This window comes from Pseudoxanthomonas sp. 134C1 (assembly GCF_057773065.1).
On sequence record NZ_JBYMTH010000006.1, the window covers coordinates 133,148 to 149,958 of the forward strand.

The window sequence follows — 16,811 nt, forward strand, 5'->3', positions numbered from 1 at the left end:
CTCCTCCCTGACCTTATCTATGACAATCCCTTGCGCGACCATCCCCAAAGCGCAAGTGCGAATGCATACCAGATGGCGACGATGACCAGCCCCAACCCGGTTCCGGCATTAGACAGCATCCACATTAACAAGAGCGTAACACCACTGAACAGGCCATAGAGGACTGTTACGGTGACGTGACCGTAACGACGGGCGGCGCGCTGGTAGACGTGTGAAACATGGGGCGTCCACCAGCGCTCGCCCCGCAGAATGCGCGTTGCGAGCGTGAAGCCCGCGTCTACAAGGAAGGCAGTAGGCGGCAACATGAACAACCACGGGGTGATTACCTTGTCGCCGGGAGCGAGGCTCAGCAGTGCCGCCAGCGTGAAACCCAGCGCGCCGCTTCCTACGTCTCCCAGGAAAATCCGCGCGCGCGGGAAGTTGAACGGCAGAAAACCGCAGCAGGCGGCGAACAGCCCCGCCGCCAGCCAGGACCAGGGGCCATGCAGGAAAAACGCGGCCGCCACCGCGGTCAGCATGGCCTGGCTGGCGGCCAGACCGTCGATACCGTCCATGAAGTTCCAGACATTGACCAGAACCAGAACAGCGACGACGGCCAACAGCGCCTGCCAGACCGGTGCCCCCTGACGGTACAGGGCCGCCGCGAACACCAGTGCCGACAACAGGTGAACCAGGAGGCGCCACGACGCCGGAAGCGGACGATGATCGTCCCACCAGCCCACGCCGGCGACCAGCAACAGGCCGACGCCGAACGCGACGAACAGTTCGCGCTCGGCCGGCGCGCGTACGCCCAGGACAACAGCGGCCAGCAACAGGGCCATCACGATGGCGATGCCGCCGCCGCGCGGGGTGGCGACCTGGTGACTGCGCCGGTCGCCCGGCTGATCGAGCAACTGTCGATGAATCGCGTAGCGGCGCGCCAGCCAGGTACCTGCCGCCGCCACCAGGAAGTTCAGCGACAGCCAGGGAATGAATCCGGGCATCAGACGACGGCGTAGTTCAGCAGCGGCTTGATGCTGCCCCATTCCTTGCAACTGGGGCATTGCCAGTGATGCGTGCGTGCACCGAAGCCGCAGCGGGTGCAGCGATAGCTGGGGTTGCGGACCAGCAACTGGTCGGTGATGTGCTTGAGGTCCTGCAGGGTGGCCGCGGGGTCGGCACCTTCGGCGAGCGTGAGATCGATCAGTGCGGCTTCGCCGCGCACGGATGGTCGATCCTTGAGCTGTCGGGCCAGATAGGCACGCGCGGCGGCGACGCCATCCTGCCCTTCCACAAGTTTGGTCAGTGCCAGGACCGGCGCGATACCCCGGTAGTGCTCGCTCATTTCCGACAGGAACGCCCGCGCTCCGGACAGATCGCCGACTTTCTCGTAGTTGGCGAGCAGGCCGGGCAGAACTTCGGGCAGGTAATCGGGATCATGGCGCGCGGCGCGCTCGTAGGCCCGGATCGCCGCCTCGTGGTTGCCCGCGTCCGATTCCAACCGCCCTTCCAGGATGCCTGCGCGTACGCAACCGGCATCGGCCTGATAGGCACGGGCAATGGCAGCGCGCGCCGACGAGACGTCGCTGGCGGTGCGGTACCGCTCGGCCAGTTCGCATTCGAACTGCGCGACCAGCTTGCCCATCGCTTCGCCAGTCACTTCCTCGTAGCGCATGGCATTGTCGATCGCCTTTTCCCAGTCGCGTTCCGCCTGGTAGATGCCGATCAGATGCTTCAGCGCCTGCGGGGCACGCTGGTCGATGCGGGCCAGATCGGTGAACACCGTCTCCGCGCGGTCCAGCAGGCCGGAACGCATGTAGTCCTCGCCAAGCGCCAGCAAGGCCTGCACCTTCTGCTGATCACTCAGATCAGGGCGCTGCACCAGGCCCTGATGCAGCCGGATCGCCCGGTCCACTTCGCCGCGCCGCCGGAACAGGTGACCGAGCGCGACCTGGGTCTCGAAGGTCTCCTTGTCCAGTTCGGCGATGTGCAGGAACAGCTCGATGGCCTTGTCCGGCTGTTCGTTGAGCAGGTAGTTGAGACCTCGGAAATAGGTGCTGGAGAGGCGGCTCACCTGGGTGTCGCCATGGCGCTGTCCCCCGCGCCGGCCGATGATCCAGCCGCTGAGGGCGGCCAATGGCAGGAACAGGAAGAACCAGAACCACTCGTTGAGGAATTCCATCGATCAGGGACCCGTGCCGGAAGTTGGCGTAGCGGAAGGAGCGGACGCCTGGACCTTGCTGGCCTTGCGCAGGCGCGCATACAGCGGCAGCACCATCGTCGCCATGACGATGAGACCGCCAATGAGCACGCCAGACAGCAGCGACAGAATGATCGCGACGCCGGACGAGGTCGGGATCTCGGTGAAGAGCAGTTTCAGCACGATGGGCTGGGTGTTGAGCACGCCGATCACCAGACCGGCGGCGAGGAAAATCAGTGCGACGACCAGGCGGACGGTACTCATCGGGCGACTCCCTGCGCTATGCCAATCTGCGCCTAGCTTAGCCGAGGGCATTGCCCGTGGGCAGCATCAATCGAGCCGGATGCTCACGAAGGCCATCTCCGCGTCCGGAAAGGAGCAGCGAGGCGGCGGTCAGTCCGCGCTTTCTTCCACCGGCGTGACGTCGCTGACGCGTTCGCGCAGTTCCTTGCCGGGCTTGAAGTGGGGGACATGCTTGGCCGGCAACGCGACCGAATCACCGGTCTTGGGATTGCGACCCATGCGGGGTGGCCGGTAGTGCAGCGAAAAACTGCCGAAACCGCGGATCTCGATGCGATCGCCCTGCGCCAGGGCCCCGGCCATCATCTCCAGCAGCGCCTTCACGGCCAGATCAACGTCTTCGGCCTTCAGATGCGGTTGGCGGCGGGTCAGGATTTCGATGAGTTCGGATTTGGTCATCGCGCAGGCTGTCGGGCGGGTACGTTCCGCACCGACCCGGGTGGAAACCCGGGCCGGTGCGGACACTTGTGTTGCTTACAACGGACTTGCTTGGCTTACTCGGACTTGTTGCCGTCCAGCTGCGCGCGCAGCAGCGCGCCCAGCGTGGTGGTGCCGCCCGACGCCGACTGGTACTCCTCCAGCACTTCGCGCATTTCGGCTTCGTCCTTGGCCTTGATCGACAGCTGCAGGGTACGACCCTTGCGATCCATGCCGATGAACTTGGCTTCGATCTTGTCGCCGACTTTCAGGTGCTGGCTGGCATCGTCGATGCGCTCGTTGGCGATGTCGCGGGCCGACACGTAGCCTTCGATGCCGTCGGCCAGTTCGATCACGGCGCCCTTGGCGTCGACTTCCTTCACCACGCCCTCGACCTTCGAGCCCTTCGGATGCGCCGCCATGTACTGGCCGAACGGATCCTGCTCCAGCTGCTTGACGCCCAGGCTGATGCGCTCGCGCTCCGGATCAACGGCCAGCACCACGGCTTCCAGCGTGTCGCCCTTCTTGAAGTTGCGCACGATGTCTTCGCCGGTGGTGTTCCAGCTGATGTCGGACAGGTGGACCAGGCCGTCGATGCCGCCGTCCAGGCCGATGAAGATGCCGAAGTCGGTGATCGACTTGATCTGGCCGGACACCTTGTCGTTCTTCTTGTGGGTGGCCGCGAAGGTTTCCCACGGATTGGCGGCGACCTGCTTCATGCCCAGCGAGATGCGGCGACGCTCTTCGTCCACATCCAGCACCATCACTTCGACCTCGTCGCCGACCTGCACGACCTTGGACGGGTTGACGTTCTTGTTGGTCCAGTCCATCTCGGAGACGTGCACCAGGCCTTCCACGCCCGGCTCGATCTCGACGAACGCGCCGTAATCGGTGACGTTGGAGACCTTGCCGAACACGCGGCTGTTGGCCGGATAACGGCGGGCGATGTTGTCCCACGGATCCTCGCCCAGCTGCTTCAGGCCCAGCGAGACGCGGTTGCGCTCGCGGTCGTACTTGAGCACGCGAACGTCCAGTTCCTGGCCGACTTCGACCACTTCGGACGGATGGCGCACGCGCTTCCACGCCATGTCGGTGATGTGCAGCAGGCCGTCGATGCCACCCAGGTCGACGAACGCGCCGTAGTCGGTGAGGTTCTTGACCACACCCTTCAGCACCACGCCTTCCTGCAGCTTGTCCATCAGCTGCTCGCGCTCTTCCGAATGCTCGCTCTCGACCACCGCGCGGCGGGAGACGACCACATTGTTGCGCTTGCGATCCAGCTTGATGAGCTTGAACTCCAGCTCCTTGCCTTCCAGGTAGCCCGGGTCGCGGACCGGACGGACGTCGACCAGCGAGCCCGGCAGGAACGCGCGGACGTCCTTGATGTCGACGGTGAAACCACCCTTGACCTTGCCGCTGATGCGGCCGGTGATGGTTTCGTTCTTCTCCAGCGCCTGCTCCAGCTCGTCCCACACCATGGCGCGCTTGGCCTTCTCGCGCGACAGCACGGTTTCGCCGAAGCCGTTCTCGATCGAGTCGAGGGCCACCTTCACTTCGTCGCCCACGCCCACGTCGATTTCGCCGGCATCGTTCCGGAACTGTTCGATCGGCACGATGCCTTCGGACTTCAGGCCGGCGTTGATCACCACCACGTCGTTGCGGACTTCCACGACGACGCCGGTGACGATGGCGCCCGGCTTCAGCTTGGCCAGTTGGGTCTGGCTCTGTTCAAACAGTTCGGCAAATGATTCGGTCATTGTTGATTACTCGGTTGGACACACGGACAGGTGCGCGCCTCGCGGCTCCCCCGTCCACCCTTTCGGCACGTAGGAAAAAGTGCCGTGTGTAGTTGAAGTTGAAAAACCGTCGCCCCGGTGCAAGGCACCGGAGAACGGGGCTGTTTCTGCTGGCGGATTCCGCGGCGTGCCTGACCGGGAACCATCGCGATGAAATGCGATCAGCGATCCACGATGGCCAGCACGCGCGCCACGACTTCTTCGATGCCCAGACCGGTGGTGTCGATGTGGACGGCGTCGTCGGCCGGCCGCAGGGGCGCCACCGTGCGCTGCGCGTCACGGGCGTCGCGGGCGAGAATCTCGCGTAGCAGACCGTCTAAGGTAACCGAAACCCCTTTGTCTTTCAACTGCTTATAGCGCCTTTCCGCCCGTTCCTCGGCGCTGGCGGTCAGGAACACCTTGCAAGAGGCGTCCGGGAAGATGACCGTGCCCATGTCCCGGCCGTCCGCGACCAGCCCGGGAGCTTGCCGGAATGCCCGCTGACGCTCCTTCAGCGCCGACCGGACCTCGGGAATCGCGGCGATGGCCGACGCCAGTGCCCCGGTGGTCTCCAGCCGCAGTTCCTCGGTGGCGTCCACGTCGTCGACGATGACCCGCAAGCCCTGCGGGCCATCCTGGAAGCGCACCTGCGTGTCGAACGTGCAGCGGACCAGCGCCGCGGGGTCCGAAATATCCAGATCCGCCCAGCTCGCGGCCACCCCGACCGCCCGGTACAGCGCGCCGGAATCCAGGTAGTGCCAGCCCAGGCGCTCGGCGACGATGCGGCTGACGGTGCCCTTGCCGGCGCCGGAAGGGCCATCGATGGTGAGGACGGGGATGCTTTCGGACATGGGGAATCCTGTGGTTTTCCGCCTATTATGCCGCCCCGCGCGCGCCGCTCCGCCGGCGCTTTCACCCCGGCTCCGGCAACCACTTGATACGGCTGGGGAAATGCCTTTAGAATAGCGGGCTTCGTTTCGCCCCATATTCTTTTACGCCGAGGTTTCATCATGAAGGTCCTGTCCTCCCTGAAGTCGGCGAAGGCCCGTCACCGCGACTGCAAGGTGGTCCGCCGTCGCGGTAAGGTCTTCGTGATCTGCAAGTCCAATCCGCGTTTCAAGGCGCGCCAGCGCTGAGTTCCGCATCGCGGGCGACCTTTCGGTCCAGCCTGCGTGGAGCTCCCGGAAAACCGCCTTCGGGCGGTTTTTTGTTGCGCCGCATTTGCTATAAAGGCCGCCTCTTTCCGGGGGAAACTCGCCATGAACCGTCGTGTCCTCGTCGTCCCGATGTCCGTGCTGCTGGGCCTGGCCGCCAATGCCTTCGCCGCCGATACCCTGCTGATTGATCGCGTGCAGGAAACCGCCGCCCATTCCGCCCCGGTGCGTGGATGGAACAGCACGCAGGTGCAGGCGCGCTTCGGCGAACCGCAACAGAAGCTGGAGCCGCGCGGCGGCCAGAAGCGCCAGTGGCCGGCAATCCATCGCTGGGTATACCCGGCCTTCACCGTTTACTTCGAACGTGACCGCGTGATCGACGTGGTCGCCAACCAGGCCGGTCCGGATGAAGTCGGGCCAAAGCCGCCCATCCGCTGACCCGAACATATCGATTGGTACGATGACCGACGCATTCCGCTTTCCCGCCGAGTGGGAACCCCAGTCCGCGATCCTGATTGCCTGGCCGCACGCCGAGACCGACTGGGCCGAACGCCTGGGTGATGTCGAGGAAACCTACGTGGCGCTGGTGGCGGCGATCACCCGCTTCCAGGACGTGGTGATCTGCGTCGCCGACGACGATCTGCAGATCTACGCCGAGGCGCGCCTGCGCTCGGCGCGGGTGGAGATGGACCGGGTGCGCTTCGTGCCGGCCGAGTACGACGACACCTGGTTGCGCGACTCCGGCCCGATCACCCTGCGCGACGGTGGCCGCTTCAAGCTGCTCGACTTCCGCTTCACGGGCTGGGGCGGCAAGTTCGAGGCCAGCCGCGACGATCGTCTGGTGGGCGAGCTGTCGGGCATGAACCTTTTTCACAACTATTTCGTTCAAAGTATTGATTTTGCGCTGGAAGGTGGTGCCATCGAAACGGACGGTGAAGGTACGCTGCTGACCACGTGGCAGTGCCTGCACGAGCGCCATCCACAGGCCAGCCGCGAGGAATTGACCACCCGCCTGGCCGGCTGGCTGAAGCAGGATCGGGTGTTGTGGCTGGACCACGGCTACCTGGAAGGCGACGACACCGATGCCCACATCGACACCCTCGCCCGCTTCGCGCCGGGTGAGGCCATCGTGTTCCAGGCCTGCGACGATCCGGCCGACTCGCATTTCGCCGAACTCCAGGCCATGGCGGCCGACATCGCCGCCCTGCGTACCCGCGCCGGCGAACCCTACCGCCAGTTCCCGCTCCCCTGGGCGCAGCCGGTCCTGGACAACGGTCGCCGCCTGGCCGCTTCGTACGCGAACTACCTGATCCTCAACGGCGCGGTGCTGATGCCCGCCTATGGAGATCCGGCCGATGCCAAGGCGGCGGGGGTACTGGCCGCCGCCTACCCGGACCGGGAAATCGTGCAGGTGCCCTGCCGGTCGCTGATCTGGCAGAACGGCAGCCTCCACTGCATCACCATGCAGTTGCCGCAGGGGCTGCTCTCGGCTGCCTGAGTGGCATCCCCGGAGGATCGAAACGAACGGGGGCGGATTCGCGTGAATCCGCCCCCGTTTCACATTTCGGTTCGAAACATCGCCACTAGGTCTTTGGTTGGGGCGGCATTGAACGCTTCGTTTACACATGCAGGACACCAATCACTGATAACGATCTCTTGCCCAGTGCGGAGGAGTTCACGGTGTACACACGACGCCAGTTCCTTGCTTCCACTGCCGCGGTCACCGCCGGTCTTGGCCTGGTGGCCTGCCGTGATACCGCCGAGGCCGGCATGGCCCAGAGCACGCCTGCCAAGGCTACGCCCGGGACCGAAGCCACTTCGCCCGGCCCACTCAACACCCGACTGATTCCCCGCACGCAGGAACGCATTCCCGTCATCGGCATGGGCACTTCCGGCAGCTTCGAAGTCGGCACCAGTGCCACGGAACAGGATCCACTGCGCGAGGTGCTGAAACGCTTCTTCGCCGCGGGCGCGAGCGTCATCGATACGGCGCCGACCTATGGCACCGCCGAGGATGTGCTTGGTCCGCTGCTGGCCGAACAGAATCTGCGGCCTAAGGCCTGGCTGGCGACCAAGCTCTCCGGCGTGACCGGCCGCGAAGAAGGCCTCGCCCAGTTCAACGACAGCCTGCGCCGCCTGCGGACCGACAAGGTCGAACTGCTGCAGGTCCACAACCTCGGGGATCTCAAGACGCAATTGGCGTTGGCGCGCGAGCTCAAGCAACAGGGCAAGGTGCGCTACGTCGGCGTCACCCACTACGTCGAGCGCGCGCAGGACGAACTGGCCGACATCGTCCAGGCGGAGAAACCCGACTTCCTGCAGATCAACTACTCGGTCGTTTCCCGCGGCGTGGAAAAGCGGGTACTGCCGCTGGCGCAGGATCTCGGCGTGGGCGTGATGATCAACCGGGCGTTCGAGGACGGCCGGTTGTTCGCGCAGGTGAAGGACAAGCCGCTGCCGGATTGGGCGGCCGAAGCCGGCATCACCAGTTGGGCGCAGGCGTTCCTGAAGTTCGCCTTGAGCCATCCGGCGGTGACGGTGGTGATTCCCGCCACCGGCAAGCCGGATCGACAAAGCGACAACCTTCGCGCCGGCGTCGGCGCGGATCTCGATGCCACCCAGCGCCAGTCGCTGATCGCCCAATTCACCTGAGCACCCGATGAGCGACGTTCCACCGCGCCCCAACCTGATCGCCCGCCTGTTCAACGTCGAACCCCGGGAGACCGCGGCGGTCGTCGCGGGACTGACGCTGTTCTTCCTGTTGTTCACCGGCTACTTCATGCTGCGCCCCGTGCGCGAGACGATGGGCGTGGCCGGCGGCGTGGACAACCTGCAATGGCTGTTCACCGGCACCTTCGTCGCGACCCTGGCGGCGATGCCGCTGTTCGGCTGGGTGGCGGCGCGAGTGCCGCGCCGGCATATCCTGTCGTGGACGTTCGGCTTCTTCGTGCTGAACCTGCTGGTTTTCGCCGCGCTGTTCGCCTGGCAACCGGAGAACGTCTGGATCGCGCGGACGTTCTACATCTGGCTGTCGGTGTTCAACCTGTTGACCATCTCGCTGGCCTGGAGCGTGCTGGCGGATCTGTTCGTGGTGGCGCAGGCAAAGCGCCTGTTCGCGTTGATGGCCGGTGGCGCCAGCCTGGGCGGACTGTGCGGCCCGGTGCTGGGCACGCTGTTGGTGGCTCCGCTGGGGCACGCCGGACTGGTGCTGCTGTCGGCGCTGTTCCTCGCCGGCAGCATCGCCGCCGCGACGTGGCTGCAACGCTGGCGCGACATGCATCCGCTGCCGGAACGCGACGCGCAGGCGCGTTCGCGTCCGCTTGGCGGCAATCCGTTCACCGGGGCCACCGCCGTGTTCCGCTCGCCCTATCTGCTGGGCATCGCCCTGTTCGTGCTGCTGCTGGCGAGCGTGAGCACCTTCCTCTACTTCGAACAAGCGCGGCTGGTCGCGGAGCATTTCCCGGATCGCACCCGCCAGACCCAGGTGTTCGGCCTGATCGATACCATCGTCCAGAGCCTGGCGATCCTCACCCAGGTCTTCATCACCGGCCAGATCGCGCGCCGGCTCGGCGTGGGCATCCTGCTGGTGCTGGTTCCGCTGATCACCGCGGCAGGTTTCCTGTGGCTGGCGCTGGCACCGACTTTCGCGGTGTTCGCGGTGGTCATGGTGGTGCGCCGCGCGGGTGAGTACGCACTGGTGCGGCCGGGCCGGGAAATGCTGTACACGGTGGTCGGCACGGAAGACAAGTACAAGGCCAAGAACTTCATCGACACCGTGGTCTACCGCGGCGCCGATGCCTTGAGCGGCTGGGTGAAGCGGATGCTGGATCTGGTCGCGGAGCACCCCGCGCTGGCGATGTTCATCGGCGCCGGCATCGCACTGGTCTGGGCCGGCAATGGCGCCTGGCTGGGACGCGCCCAACGGCGTCGCGAGCAGGCCGGCGGCTGACGCGGTCAGACCCGCCGTTCACCCCCGGTCGGCCCGGGGCCGTGCCATCCGCGTTACCATGCGCGTCCGTTCAACGTCGCCCCCGCCATGACCCGCAAGACCTCCCTGCCCGTCGCCCTGATCCAGGAAAAGAACCACGGCGACGCCGACGCCAACCTGTCGGTGATCGAGGAGCGCGTGGCCGAGGCCGCCCGCCGCGGCGCCCGCCTGGTGTTGCTGCAGGAGCTCCACAACGGTCCGTATTTCTGCCAGCACGAGTCGGTCGGTGAGTTCGATCTGGCCGAGCCGATTCCCGGCCCCAGCACCGAGCGCCTGGGCAGGCTGGCCCGGCAGCACGACGTGGTGCTGGTGAGTTCGCTGTTCGAACGCCGCGCCACCGGCCTGTACCACAACACCGCGGTGGTCTACGAAAAGGACGGCAGCATCGCCGGCAAGTACCGCAAGATGCATATCCCGGACGATCCGGGCTTCTACGAGAAGTTCTACTTCACCCCCGGCGACATCGGCTTCAAGCCGATCGATACTTCGGTCGGCCGCCTGGGCGTGCTGGTGTGCTGGGATCAGTGGTATCCGGAAGCCGCGCGCCTGATGGCGCTGGCCGGCGCCGAATTGCTGCTCTATCCCACCGCGATCGGTTGGGATCCGGATGATGTCCAGGAAGAGAAGAACCGCCAGCGCGACGCATGGGTGTTGAGCCACCGCGGTCACGCCGTCGCGAATGGCCTGCCGGTGCTCAGTTGCAATCGCGTCGGCCACGAGCCATCGCCGCTGGGCACCTCCGGCATCCAGTTCTGGGGCAACAGCCACGTGCTGGGTCCGCAGGGCGAATTCATTGCCGAGGCAGGCACTGACGCCACCATTCTCAATGTGGAAGTGGACATGGAGCGCAGCGAGCACGTGCGCCGGATCTGGCCGTTCCTGCGCGACCGTCGCATCGACGCCTACGACGATCTGCTCAAGCGCTACATCGACTGAGGCCCTGCACGCTTGCCCCTCCACATCCGCGACGCCAGCGAAGCCGACATCCCGGCCATCGTCGCCCTCTACGCCGACGAAGTCCGCGAACGTGTGGCGACCTACGAGTACGACGTGCCCGATGAAGCCGAGATGGCGCAGCGCATGCGCGCGGTGCAGGCGGCGGGCTATCCCTATGTCGTCGCCGAGCGCGATGGCCGCTTCGCCGGCTACGCCTACGCCAGCAGCTACCGCAGCCGCATCGGCTACCGCTGGACCGTGGAGGATACGGTCTACATCGTTCCCGAACACCAGGGCCAGGGCGTCGGCAAGGCATTGCTGCAATACCTGATCGACACCTGCGCGGCCAGGGGCTTCCGGCAGATGGTCGCGGTGATCGGCGAACCCGCCAATGGCGCTTCGGTCGCCCTGCACGAAAAGCTCGGCTTTCGCACCATCGGCGTTTTCCAGGGGCTGGGCCGCAAGCATGGCCGCTGGCTCGATACCGTTCAGATGCAACGCGCGCTCGGTGCCGGCGCCGACACCGCCCCTTCCGATGAATGATCGCATGAACGACCACACGCCCTCCGCCATGCCCGCCGCACATGATCCGCTGGCCGGCCAGCCTCACCAGATCGTCGAACGCGACGGCGTCCGCTACACCCTGCTGGGAACCGCGCACGTCTCGCGCAGCAGCGTGGACGCGGTGCGCGCCGCGGTCGCCAGTGGCGCCTATGACAGCGTGGCGGTCGAACTCGACGCCGGCCGCCTGCAATCGCTCACCGATCCCGACGCGCTAGCGAAACTGGATCTCATCAAGGTGCTGCGCGAGGGCAAGACCCATCTGTTCGCCGCCAATCTGGCGCTGGCCGCGTATCAGCGCCGCCTGGCCGAACAACTCGATGTGGAACCGGGCGCCGAACTCAAGGCCGGCGCCCTCGATGCGCGCGAGCGTGGCTTGCCCGTGCACCTGATCGACCGCGAAGTCGGGCTGACCTTCAAGCGCGCCTTGAACCGGTTGAGCTGGTGGGGTCGCGCCAAGATCAGCGCAGGCATCCTCGCAGGCATGTTCGCCGACGAAGAGGTCGGCGATGCGGAAATCGAGAAGCTGAAACAGGGCGACATGCTCGAATCAAGCTTCGGCGAATTCGCCCAGGACAACCCTGCGCTATACGAGACCGTCATCGCCGAGCGGGACCGCTACATGGCCACGCGCCTGCGCCAGGCGGGCGGCCAACAGATCACCGGCGACAAACCGCACGAGATGCTGGCGGTGGTCGGTGCCGGCCACCTGCATGGACTGGCCCGGCACCTGCGCGAGGATCACGACGAGCCGGCCGCCACCCTGGCCGAACTCGAACACATCCCCGAGAAAAGCAGCATCCCCTGGTTCACCATCCTCCTGACCACCTTCGTGCTCGGTGGCTTCGCCTGGGGCTTCTACCGGGGCGGTGTCGACGTCGGTTCGGATCTCATCGTGCAGTGGGTGCTGGCGACCGGCGTGCTCGGCGCGCTGGGGTGCGCCATCGCCGGTGGACATCCTCTGAGCATCGTCGCCGCCTTCATCGCATCCCCGCTCACCCCCCTGCATCCAGCCCTTGCGTCCGGCACGGTCAGCGCACTGGTGGAGGCGAGCCTGCGCAAACCCACCTATGCGGACTTCATGGCCCTGCGCGACGATGTACAGACGGTGCGCGGCTGGTGGCGCAACCGGGTGGCGCGCATTCTGCTCAATTTCTTCCTGACCAGTTTCGGCACCGCCATCGGCGTCTGGACCGGTGGCCTGCGCATGCTGGGCAAACTGTTCGGTTGATCGCCGCCCGGATGTCCCCACTCGGCCCGCTCACTCCCTTGTGGTTGCAGTTGCAGGCCTGGGAAGTCGAGCCGTCATTGCGCATACCCGGTGAATGGCGCCATCGCGGCGACGTGCTGGATTGCGTGGAGGCGTCGGGTTTCCAGGCGGACGCGGCACTTTCCCGGCGGGTCGAAGCCCTGCGCCATGAACTGGAAGAAATCCAGCACGATTTCTGCGCCACGCTCCGTGACGCCATTCGTGGCGGCCATGGCGCCGAAGCCATCTACGGATTGGCGGGCACGCGACAGGCCCCGGACCGCGACGACTACGACGCCCTGGACGATCTGATCGCGGAAGTGTTCGCTTCGGATGCACTCGCAACCGACATCGGCACGTTGCTTCCGGGCATGGTGTTCTACCAGCCCACGCCGGCGCGGCATCTGCTGGCACTGCTGCGCCGACTGGAACTGCACGAACACGATGTCCTGATCGATCTCGGTTCGGGATTGGGCCATCTCCCCTTGCTGACTGCCGCCCTGACGCCCGCCCATGGCCTCGGTATTGAAATCGAATCCGCCTATGCCGCCAGCGCACGGCGCAGTGCCGAAAGCCTCGCGCTGGATCGGGCGCGATTCCTCGCCGAGGATGTCCGCACCGCCGATCTGTCCACGGGCACGGTGTTCTATCTCTATTCGCCCTTCACCGGCGCGATGCTCGATGAAGTGCTCACCCTTCTGGAATGCCAGGCGCGCGCACGGCCGTTGCGGATCGCCACGCTGGGCCCCTGCACCCGGGAAGTCGCGGCCCTTCCGTGGCTGCGCACCGGCGACGCCATCCGCGGCGACACCCCGGTCCTGTTCCACAGCTGCTGAGTTCCGGCTCCGCGCGGCCGGGGCATTTCGCAATCTTGCCGACACAAATGATAATGACTATCATTTGCATGAATTATCACGAAAGCCGACGGCATGGATGGGTTCACCCGCGTTTTCGTCCGCGAGCGCCAGCGCATCGTTCACCTCGTCCGGCGCATCGTCGGCTGCGATTGCACGGCTGAAGATATCGCCCAGGACACCTATCTCCGGCTGAAGGACCGCAACCTGGACGAAGCCGACCTGAGCCTCGTCTTCCGCACGGCGCAGAATCTGGCGCTGGACCACCTGCGGTCCAGGCGGGTACGCCGCGACCATGCGCATCAGGCTGTCCACGATACCGACACCACGTCCGTATCCCCCGAGCAGGCCGCCGACAGCCGCGCGCGCCTGGATGGGCTGCTGCATACCCTGCGCGGCCTGCCGCCGCGTACCCGCCGCGTGTTCCTGATGCAACGCGTCGACGGTTGCACCTATCCGCAGATCGGCAAGGCGCTGGGCGTGTCGACCAGCACGGTTGAAAAAGAGATGATGCTGGCCATGCACCGATGCCGCGATTTCCTTCGCCGGCAGGCGCACGCCGAGTCAACCCCACCCGCTGGTGAGCGTTGCACCCTGACCTGATCCGCACACACACCTTGCTCCCAGGCACCCATGTCGGCAACCCAAGAGAGCCCCACCCCTGCCCCGTCGGACCAGGCCTTGTCCTGGTACGTGCGCCTGCACTCGGGCACCCCGATGGACGATGTCGAACAGGAGCGATTTCTCGCGTGGCTGGAGATGCCGGCACACCAGGCCGCATGGGAGGAGACGCTGCAGTTGTCGGCACAACTGGAACAACCGGCACGCAGGCTGGCGGATGAGTCCGGCCACACGTTCAACCGTTCCGCTTCCGCGGCCTTGAAGCCCTGGTGGATGGCCGGCATCGCCCTGCTTTTATCGGGCGTGGCACTGTACTACCTGTTCCACTGAGAACACGCCCTGCTCGTTGAGTGATTCCCGTTGCCGGCGCGTTGTACGTCCGCACCCCACCCGGGGCGAACGTCACGCCACTTCAGGAATCACATCATGTCCCCCACCCTCGTTCCGACCCTTCCCTTCCGCCATCCATTGGCACAGGCCGTCGCGCTGGCCTGCGCGTTGCTGCCCATGATGGCGCACGCACAGGCTTCCTCCGACGGCCCGACCACGCTGGATGCCATCGAAGTCCACGGTGAAAAAGAGAACAAGAACTCCTACACCGTCCGCGAAACCGGCAGCGCCACCAAGCTGGGCCTGTCGCTGCGCGAAACTCCGCAGTCGGTCACCGTCATCACCCGTCAACGCCTGGACGACATGGGACTGTTCAGCCTCTCGGGAGTGATGCAGCAGGTCACCGGCGTGTTCGTCCAGTACACCGACAGCGAACGCGTCAGCTACAACTCTCGCGGCTATGCGATCAACAACATCCAGGTCGACGGCATGCTCAACACCGGCGGCTACGTGAAGGCCGACGGCGATTCAGCCGTGTACGAACGCATCGAAGTGGTCCGCGGCGCCACCGGCCTGACCACCGGCGCCGGGGATCCCTCCGGCACCATCAATCTCATCCGCAAACGACCGACCTCCGAATTCGCGATGACCACCGGACTCACCGTGGGCCGCTGGAGCAACCATCGCTTCGAGACCGACATCAGCGGTCCGCTGGGCTGGAGCGGCCGCCTGCGCGGCCGGCTGGTGGCCGCCAAGCAGCAGAGCGACTCGTGGCGGGACTTCTACAGGCTCGACAAGAACGTGCTGTACGGCGTGATCGAAGCGGACCTCACGCCACGCACACTGCTGACCGCCGGCTACGACTACCAGTCGCCGGAAACCCAGGGCGCCACCTGGGGCACGGTGCCCTACTGGATGGCCGATGGCAGCCTGGCGCGGTTGCCGCGCAGCACCAACCTGTCGGCCAAGTGGAGTTCCTGGCCGCGCGAGGATCGCCAGGCCTTCGCCCGCCTGGAACAGTCCTTCGCCAACGGCTGGCTGGCCAGGCTCGCCTACACCCGCGCCGACAGCGAGACCGACGGCTACATGTTCTATGGCGGCAACGGTTTCCCGCGCGCCGATGGCAGCGGCATCACCGTCTGGAATTCCTACTTCCTCGGCAGCACGCGCAGCGACGCGCTGGAATTCAACGCGAGCGGTCCGCTGCGCCTGTTCGGCCGCGAGCACACGCTGCTGTTCGGCTACAGCACGCTGACCCAGCGCGAGTACACGCCCTACACCGAGAACGTGCTGCCCGCCGGCTACGCCAGTTGGGACGACTACCTGCGCATTCCCGACTGGCGCGCCTGGGACGGCAACGTGCCGCGCTTCGACAGCATCCGCTACGGCCACGACAGCTACCGCTCCCGGGTCAAGCAGACCGCCGGGTTCTTCGCCGCGCGGCTGAATTTCACCGACGCCCTCAAGGCCGTGGTCGGCGCGCGCTACAGCGGTTGGGAAACCGCCAGCGAGGAACGCTACAACCCCGCCGGGACCCTGGAAGCGCGTAACGGCTACAAGGTCGACGACGTGCTGACGCCGTACGCGGGCGTGCTCTACGACGTCAACGACAATCTCACCGCGTATGCCAGCTACACCAACATCTTCAAACCGCAGGAATACCGCGACAGGAACAACCGCTACCTGGACCCGATCGAAGGCAACAGCTACGAGCTGGGTCTGAAGGGCGAATTCTTCAATGGTGGCCTGAACGCCAGCGCCGCGGTGTTCCGCAGCGAGCAGGACAACCTGGCCGAGATCGACGACTCGGTGCCGCCGCGGATCATCAATGGCTCGCCGACCTACGCCTACAAGTCCACCGGCAAGGGCAACAAGGTGGAGGGGTGGGAACTGGAGATGCAGGGCCAGATCAACGAAGACTGGAACATCGCCGGCGGTTTCACCCATGCCAAGGCGGAAAACGCGGCCGGCGTGCGCATCAACACCATGCAGCCGGTGGATCTGTTCCGGCTCAACACCTACTACCGCCTGCCCGGTCGCTGGAACCGGCTGAGCGTGGGCGGCGGCGTCACCTGGCAGGGCAAGCTCAGCGGCACCGGCAATCGTCCGACGGGCGCATACAACCCGAACGGCACCCCCATCACCCAGCGTGCGCCGCTCGAGCAACCGGCCTTCCATCTGCTCAATCTGTCGGCGAGCTATCGCTTCAGCGACAACGTCACTGCCAGCCTCAACATCAACAACCTGCTGGACAAGGACTACTACAGCCGGATGGGTTTCTACAACGGCGTGCATTGGGGCGAACCACGCAACGTTACCCTGAATCTGCGGATCCGCCTGTAACCCGGAGCCGTCGCCGCTTCGCATCCGCGAGCGATTGAGGGATGCCGGATCCTGGCCCGTTATAGCGGGATGGACACCGGCGTCGACCGCGTCGGCCGCCGCCA

General features: G+C 65.7%; 18 protein-coding genes. 12 read left to right on the forward strand and 6 right to left on the reverse strand.

The window, feature by feature from the left end:
• Positions 1-17 precede the first annotated feature (17 nt).
• The 6 genes from AC3DEZ_RS13055 to cmk all read right to left on the reverse strand — a co-directional run bounded on the left by AC3DEZ_RS13055 (position 18) and on the right by cmk (position 5,522).
• Positions 18-983, reverse strand: coding sequence for an MraY family glycosyltransferase (locus tag AC3DEZ_RS13055; protein ID WP_488388600.1), 966 nt, complete (start codon positions 981-983; stop codon positions 18-20).
• Positions 983-2,161, reverse strand: coding sequence for a lipopolysaccharide assembly protein LapB (gene lapB, locus AC3DEZ_RS13060; protein ID WP_488388601.1), 1,179 nt, complete (start codon positions 2,159-2,161; stop codon positions 983-985). Before lapB ends, AC3DEZ_RS13055 begins: the two co-directional genes overlap by 1 nt.
• 3 nt (positions 2,162-2,164) lie before the next feature.
• Positions 2,165-2,443, reverse strand: coding sequence for a LapA family protein (locus AC3DEZ_RS13065; RefSeq protein WP_488388602.1), 279 nt, complete (start codon positions 2,441-2,443; stop codon positions 2,165-2,167).
• A gap of 129 nt (positions 2,444-2,572) precedes the next feature.
• Entirely contained in the window at positions 2,573-2,878 is a 306-nt protein-coding gene (locus tag AC3DEZ_RS13070) for an integration host factor subunit beta (RefSeq protein WP_141452670.1), read from the reverse strand.
• A gap of 95 nt (positions 2,879-2,973) precedes the next feature.
• On the reverse strand, positions 2,974-4,653 hold the full coding sequence (gene rpsA, locus AC3DEZ_RS13075; RefSeq protein ID WP_183636756.1) for a 30S ribosomal protein S1: 1,680 nt from the start codon (positions 4,651-4,653) through the stop codon (positions 2,974-2,976).
• Between the two features lie 200 nt (positions 4,654-4,853).
• Positions 4,854-5,522 (reverse strand): (d)CMP kinase, encoded by a 669-nt coding sequence (gene cmk, locus AC3DEZ_RS13080; RefSeq protein WP_488388603.1) that lies wholly within the window; start codon positions 5,520-5,522, stop codon positions 4,854-4,856.
• Positions 5,523-5,681: 159 nt separating this feature from the next.
• Between cmk and ykgO the strand changes: the two genes are divergently transcribed.
• The 12 genes from ykgO (at position 5,682) to AC3DEZ_RS13140 (ending at position 16,707) form a co-directional block, all read left to right on the forward strand.
• Positions 5,682-5,807, forward strand: a complete 126-nt coding sequence (gene ykgO, locus AC3DEZ_RS13085; RefSeq protein ID WP_010342887.1) for a type B 50S ribosomal protein L36 — start codon at positions 5,682-5,684, stop codon at positions 5,805-5,807.
• A gap of 123 nt (positions 5,808-5,930) precedes the next feature.
• Positions 5,931-6,263 (forward strand): hypothetical protein, encoded by a 333-nt coding sequence (locus tag AC3DEZ_RS13090; RefSeq protein ID WP_488388604.1) that lies wholly within the window; start codon positions 5,931-5,933, stop codon positions 6,261-6,263.
• Between the two features lie 22 nt (positions 6,264-6,285).
• Positions 6,286-7,323 (forward strand): agmatine deiminase family protein, encoded by a 1,038-nt coding sequence (locus tag AC3DEZ_RS13095; protein ID WP_488388605.1) that lies wholly within the window; start codon positions 6,286-6,288, stop codon positions 7,321-7,323.
• Between the two features lie 182 nt (positions 7,324-7,505).
• Positions 7,506-8,477, forward strand: coding sequence for an aldo/keto reductase (locus AC3DEZ_RS13100; protein WP_488388606.1), 972 nt, complete (start codon positions 7,506-7,508; stop codon positions 8,475-8,477).
• A 7-nt stretch (positions 8,478-8,484) separates the two neighbouring features.
• Entirely contained in the window at positions 8,485-9,774 is a 1,290-nt protein-coding gene (locus tag AC3DEZ_RS13105) for an NTP/NDP exchange transporter (RefSeq protein ID WP_488388607.1), read from the forward strand.
• Positions 9,775-9,861: 87 nt separating this feature from the next.
• On the forward strand, positions 9,862-10,749 hold the full coding sequence (locus AC3DEZ_RS13110) for a carbon-nitrogen hydrolase (protein ID WP_488388608.1): 888 nt from the start codon (positions 9,862-9,864) through the stop codon (positions 10,747-10,749).
• Between the two features lie 12 nt (positions 10,750-10,761).
• Positions 10,762-11,292 (forward strand): GNAT family N-acetyltransferase, encoded by a 531-nt coding sequence (locus tag AC3DEZ_RS13115; protein ID WP_488388609.1) that lies wholly within the window; start codon positions 10,762-10,764, stop codon positions 11,290-11,292.
• Positions 11,293-11,296: 4 nt separating this feature from the next.
• Complete coding sequence (locus AC3DEZ_RS13120) at positions 11,297-12,541, forward strand: TraB/GumN family protein (protein WP_488388610.1); 1,245 nt, start codon at positions 11,297-11,299, stop codon at positions 12,539-12,541.
• Between the two features lie 11 nt (positions 12,542-12,552).
• On the forward strand, positions 12,553-13,395 hold the full coding sequence (locus AC3DEZ_RS13125) for a hypothetical protein (protein WP_488388611.1): 843 nt from the start codon (positions 12,553-12,555) through the stop codon (positions 13,393-13,395).
• A gap of 93 nt (positions 13,396-13,488) precedes the next feature.
• On the forward strand, positions 13,489-14,016 hold the full coding sequence (locus AC3DEZ_RS13130) for an RNA polymerase sigma factor (RefSeq protein WP_488388612.1): 528 nt from the start codon (positions 13,489-13,491) through the stop codon (positions 14,014-14,016).
• A gap of 30 nt (positions 14,017-14,046) precedes the next feature.
• Positions 14,047-14,364 (forward strand): FecR/PupR family sigma factor regulator, encoded by a 318-nt coding sequence (locus AC3DEZ_RS13135; RefSeq protein WP_488388613.1) that lies wholly within the window; start codon positions 14,047-14,049, stop codon positions 14,362-14,364.
• A 96-nt stretch (positions 14,365-14,460) separates the two neighbouring features.
• Complete coding sequence (locus AC3DEZ_RS13140; RefSeq protein WP_488388614.1) at positions 14,461-16,707, forward strand: TonB-dependent siderophore receptor; 2,247 nt, start codon at positions 14,461-14,463, stop codon at positions 16,705-16,707.
• The last annotated feature ends 104 nt before the right edge of the window (positions 16,708-16,811 follow it).

Coding starts and splice junctions, on each gene's coding strand:
- AC3DEZ_RS13090 (WP_488388604.1), top strand. CDS start 5,931: ATGAACCGTCGTGTCCTCGTCGTCCCGATGTCCGTGCTGCTGGGCCTG.
- AC3DEZ_RS13135 (WP_488388613.1), top strand. CDS start 14,047: ATGTCGGCAACCCAAGAGAGCCCCACCCCTGCCCCGTCGGACCAGGCC.
- lapB (WP_488388601.1), bottom strand. CDS start 2,161: ATGGAATTCCTCAACGAGTGGTTCTGGTTCTTCCTGTTCCTGCCATTG.
- AC3DEZ_RS13065 (WP_488388602.1), bottom strand. CDS start 2,443: ATGAGTACCGTCCGCCTGGTCGTCGCACTGATTTTCCTCGCCGCCGGT.
- AC3DEZ_RS13120 (WP_488388610.1), top strand. CDS start 11,297: ATGAACGACCACACGCCCTCCGCCATGCCCGCCGCACATGATCCGCTG.
- AC3DEZ_RS13125 (WP_488388611.1), top strand. CDS start 12,553: ATGTCCCCACTCGGCCCGCTCACTCCCTTGTGGTTGCAGTTGCAGGCC.
- AC3DEZ_RS13070 (WP_141452670.1), bottom strand. CDS start 2,878: ATGACCAAATCCGAACTCATCGAAATCCTGACCCGCCGCCAACCGCAT.
- cmk (WP_488388603.1), bottom strand. CDS start 5,522: ATGTCCGAAAGCATCCCCGTCCTCACCATCGATGGCCCTTCCGGCGCC.
- ykgO (WP_010342887.1), top strand. CDS start 5,682: ATGAAGGTCCTGTCCTCCCTGAAGTCGGCGAAGGCCCGTCACCGCGAC.
- AC3DEZ_RS13140 (WP_488388614.1), top strand. CDS start 14,461: ATGTCCCCCACCCTCGTTCCGACCCTTCCCTTCCGCCATCCATTGGCA.
- AC3DEZ_RS13130 (WP_488388612.1), top strand. CDS start 13,489: ATGGATGGGTTCACCCGCGTTTTCGTCCGCGAGCGCCAGCGCATCGTT.
- rpsA (WP_183636756.1), bottom strand. CDS start 4,653: ATGACCGAATCATTTGCCGAACTGTTTGAACAGAGCCAGACCCAACTG.
- AC3DEZ_RS13110 (WP_488388608.1), top strand. CDS start 9,862: ATGACCCGCAAGACCTCCCTGCCCGTCGCCCTGATCCAGGAAAAGAAC.
- AC3DEZ_RS13105 (WP_488388607.1), top strand. CDS start 8,485: ATGAGCGACGTTCCACCGCGCCCCAACCTGATCGCCCGCCTGTTCAAC.
- AC3DEZ_RS13055 (WP_488388600.1), bottom strand. CDS start 983: ATGCCCGGATTCATTCCCTGGCTGTCGCTGAACTTCCTGGTGGCGGCG.
- AC3DEZ_RS13095 (WP_488388605.1), top strand. CDS start 6,286: ATGACCGACGCATTCCGCTTTCCCGCCGAGTGGGAACCCCAGTCCGCG.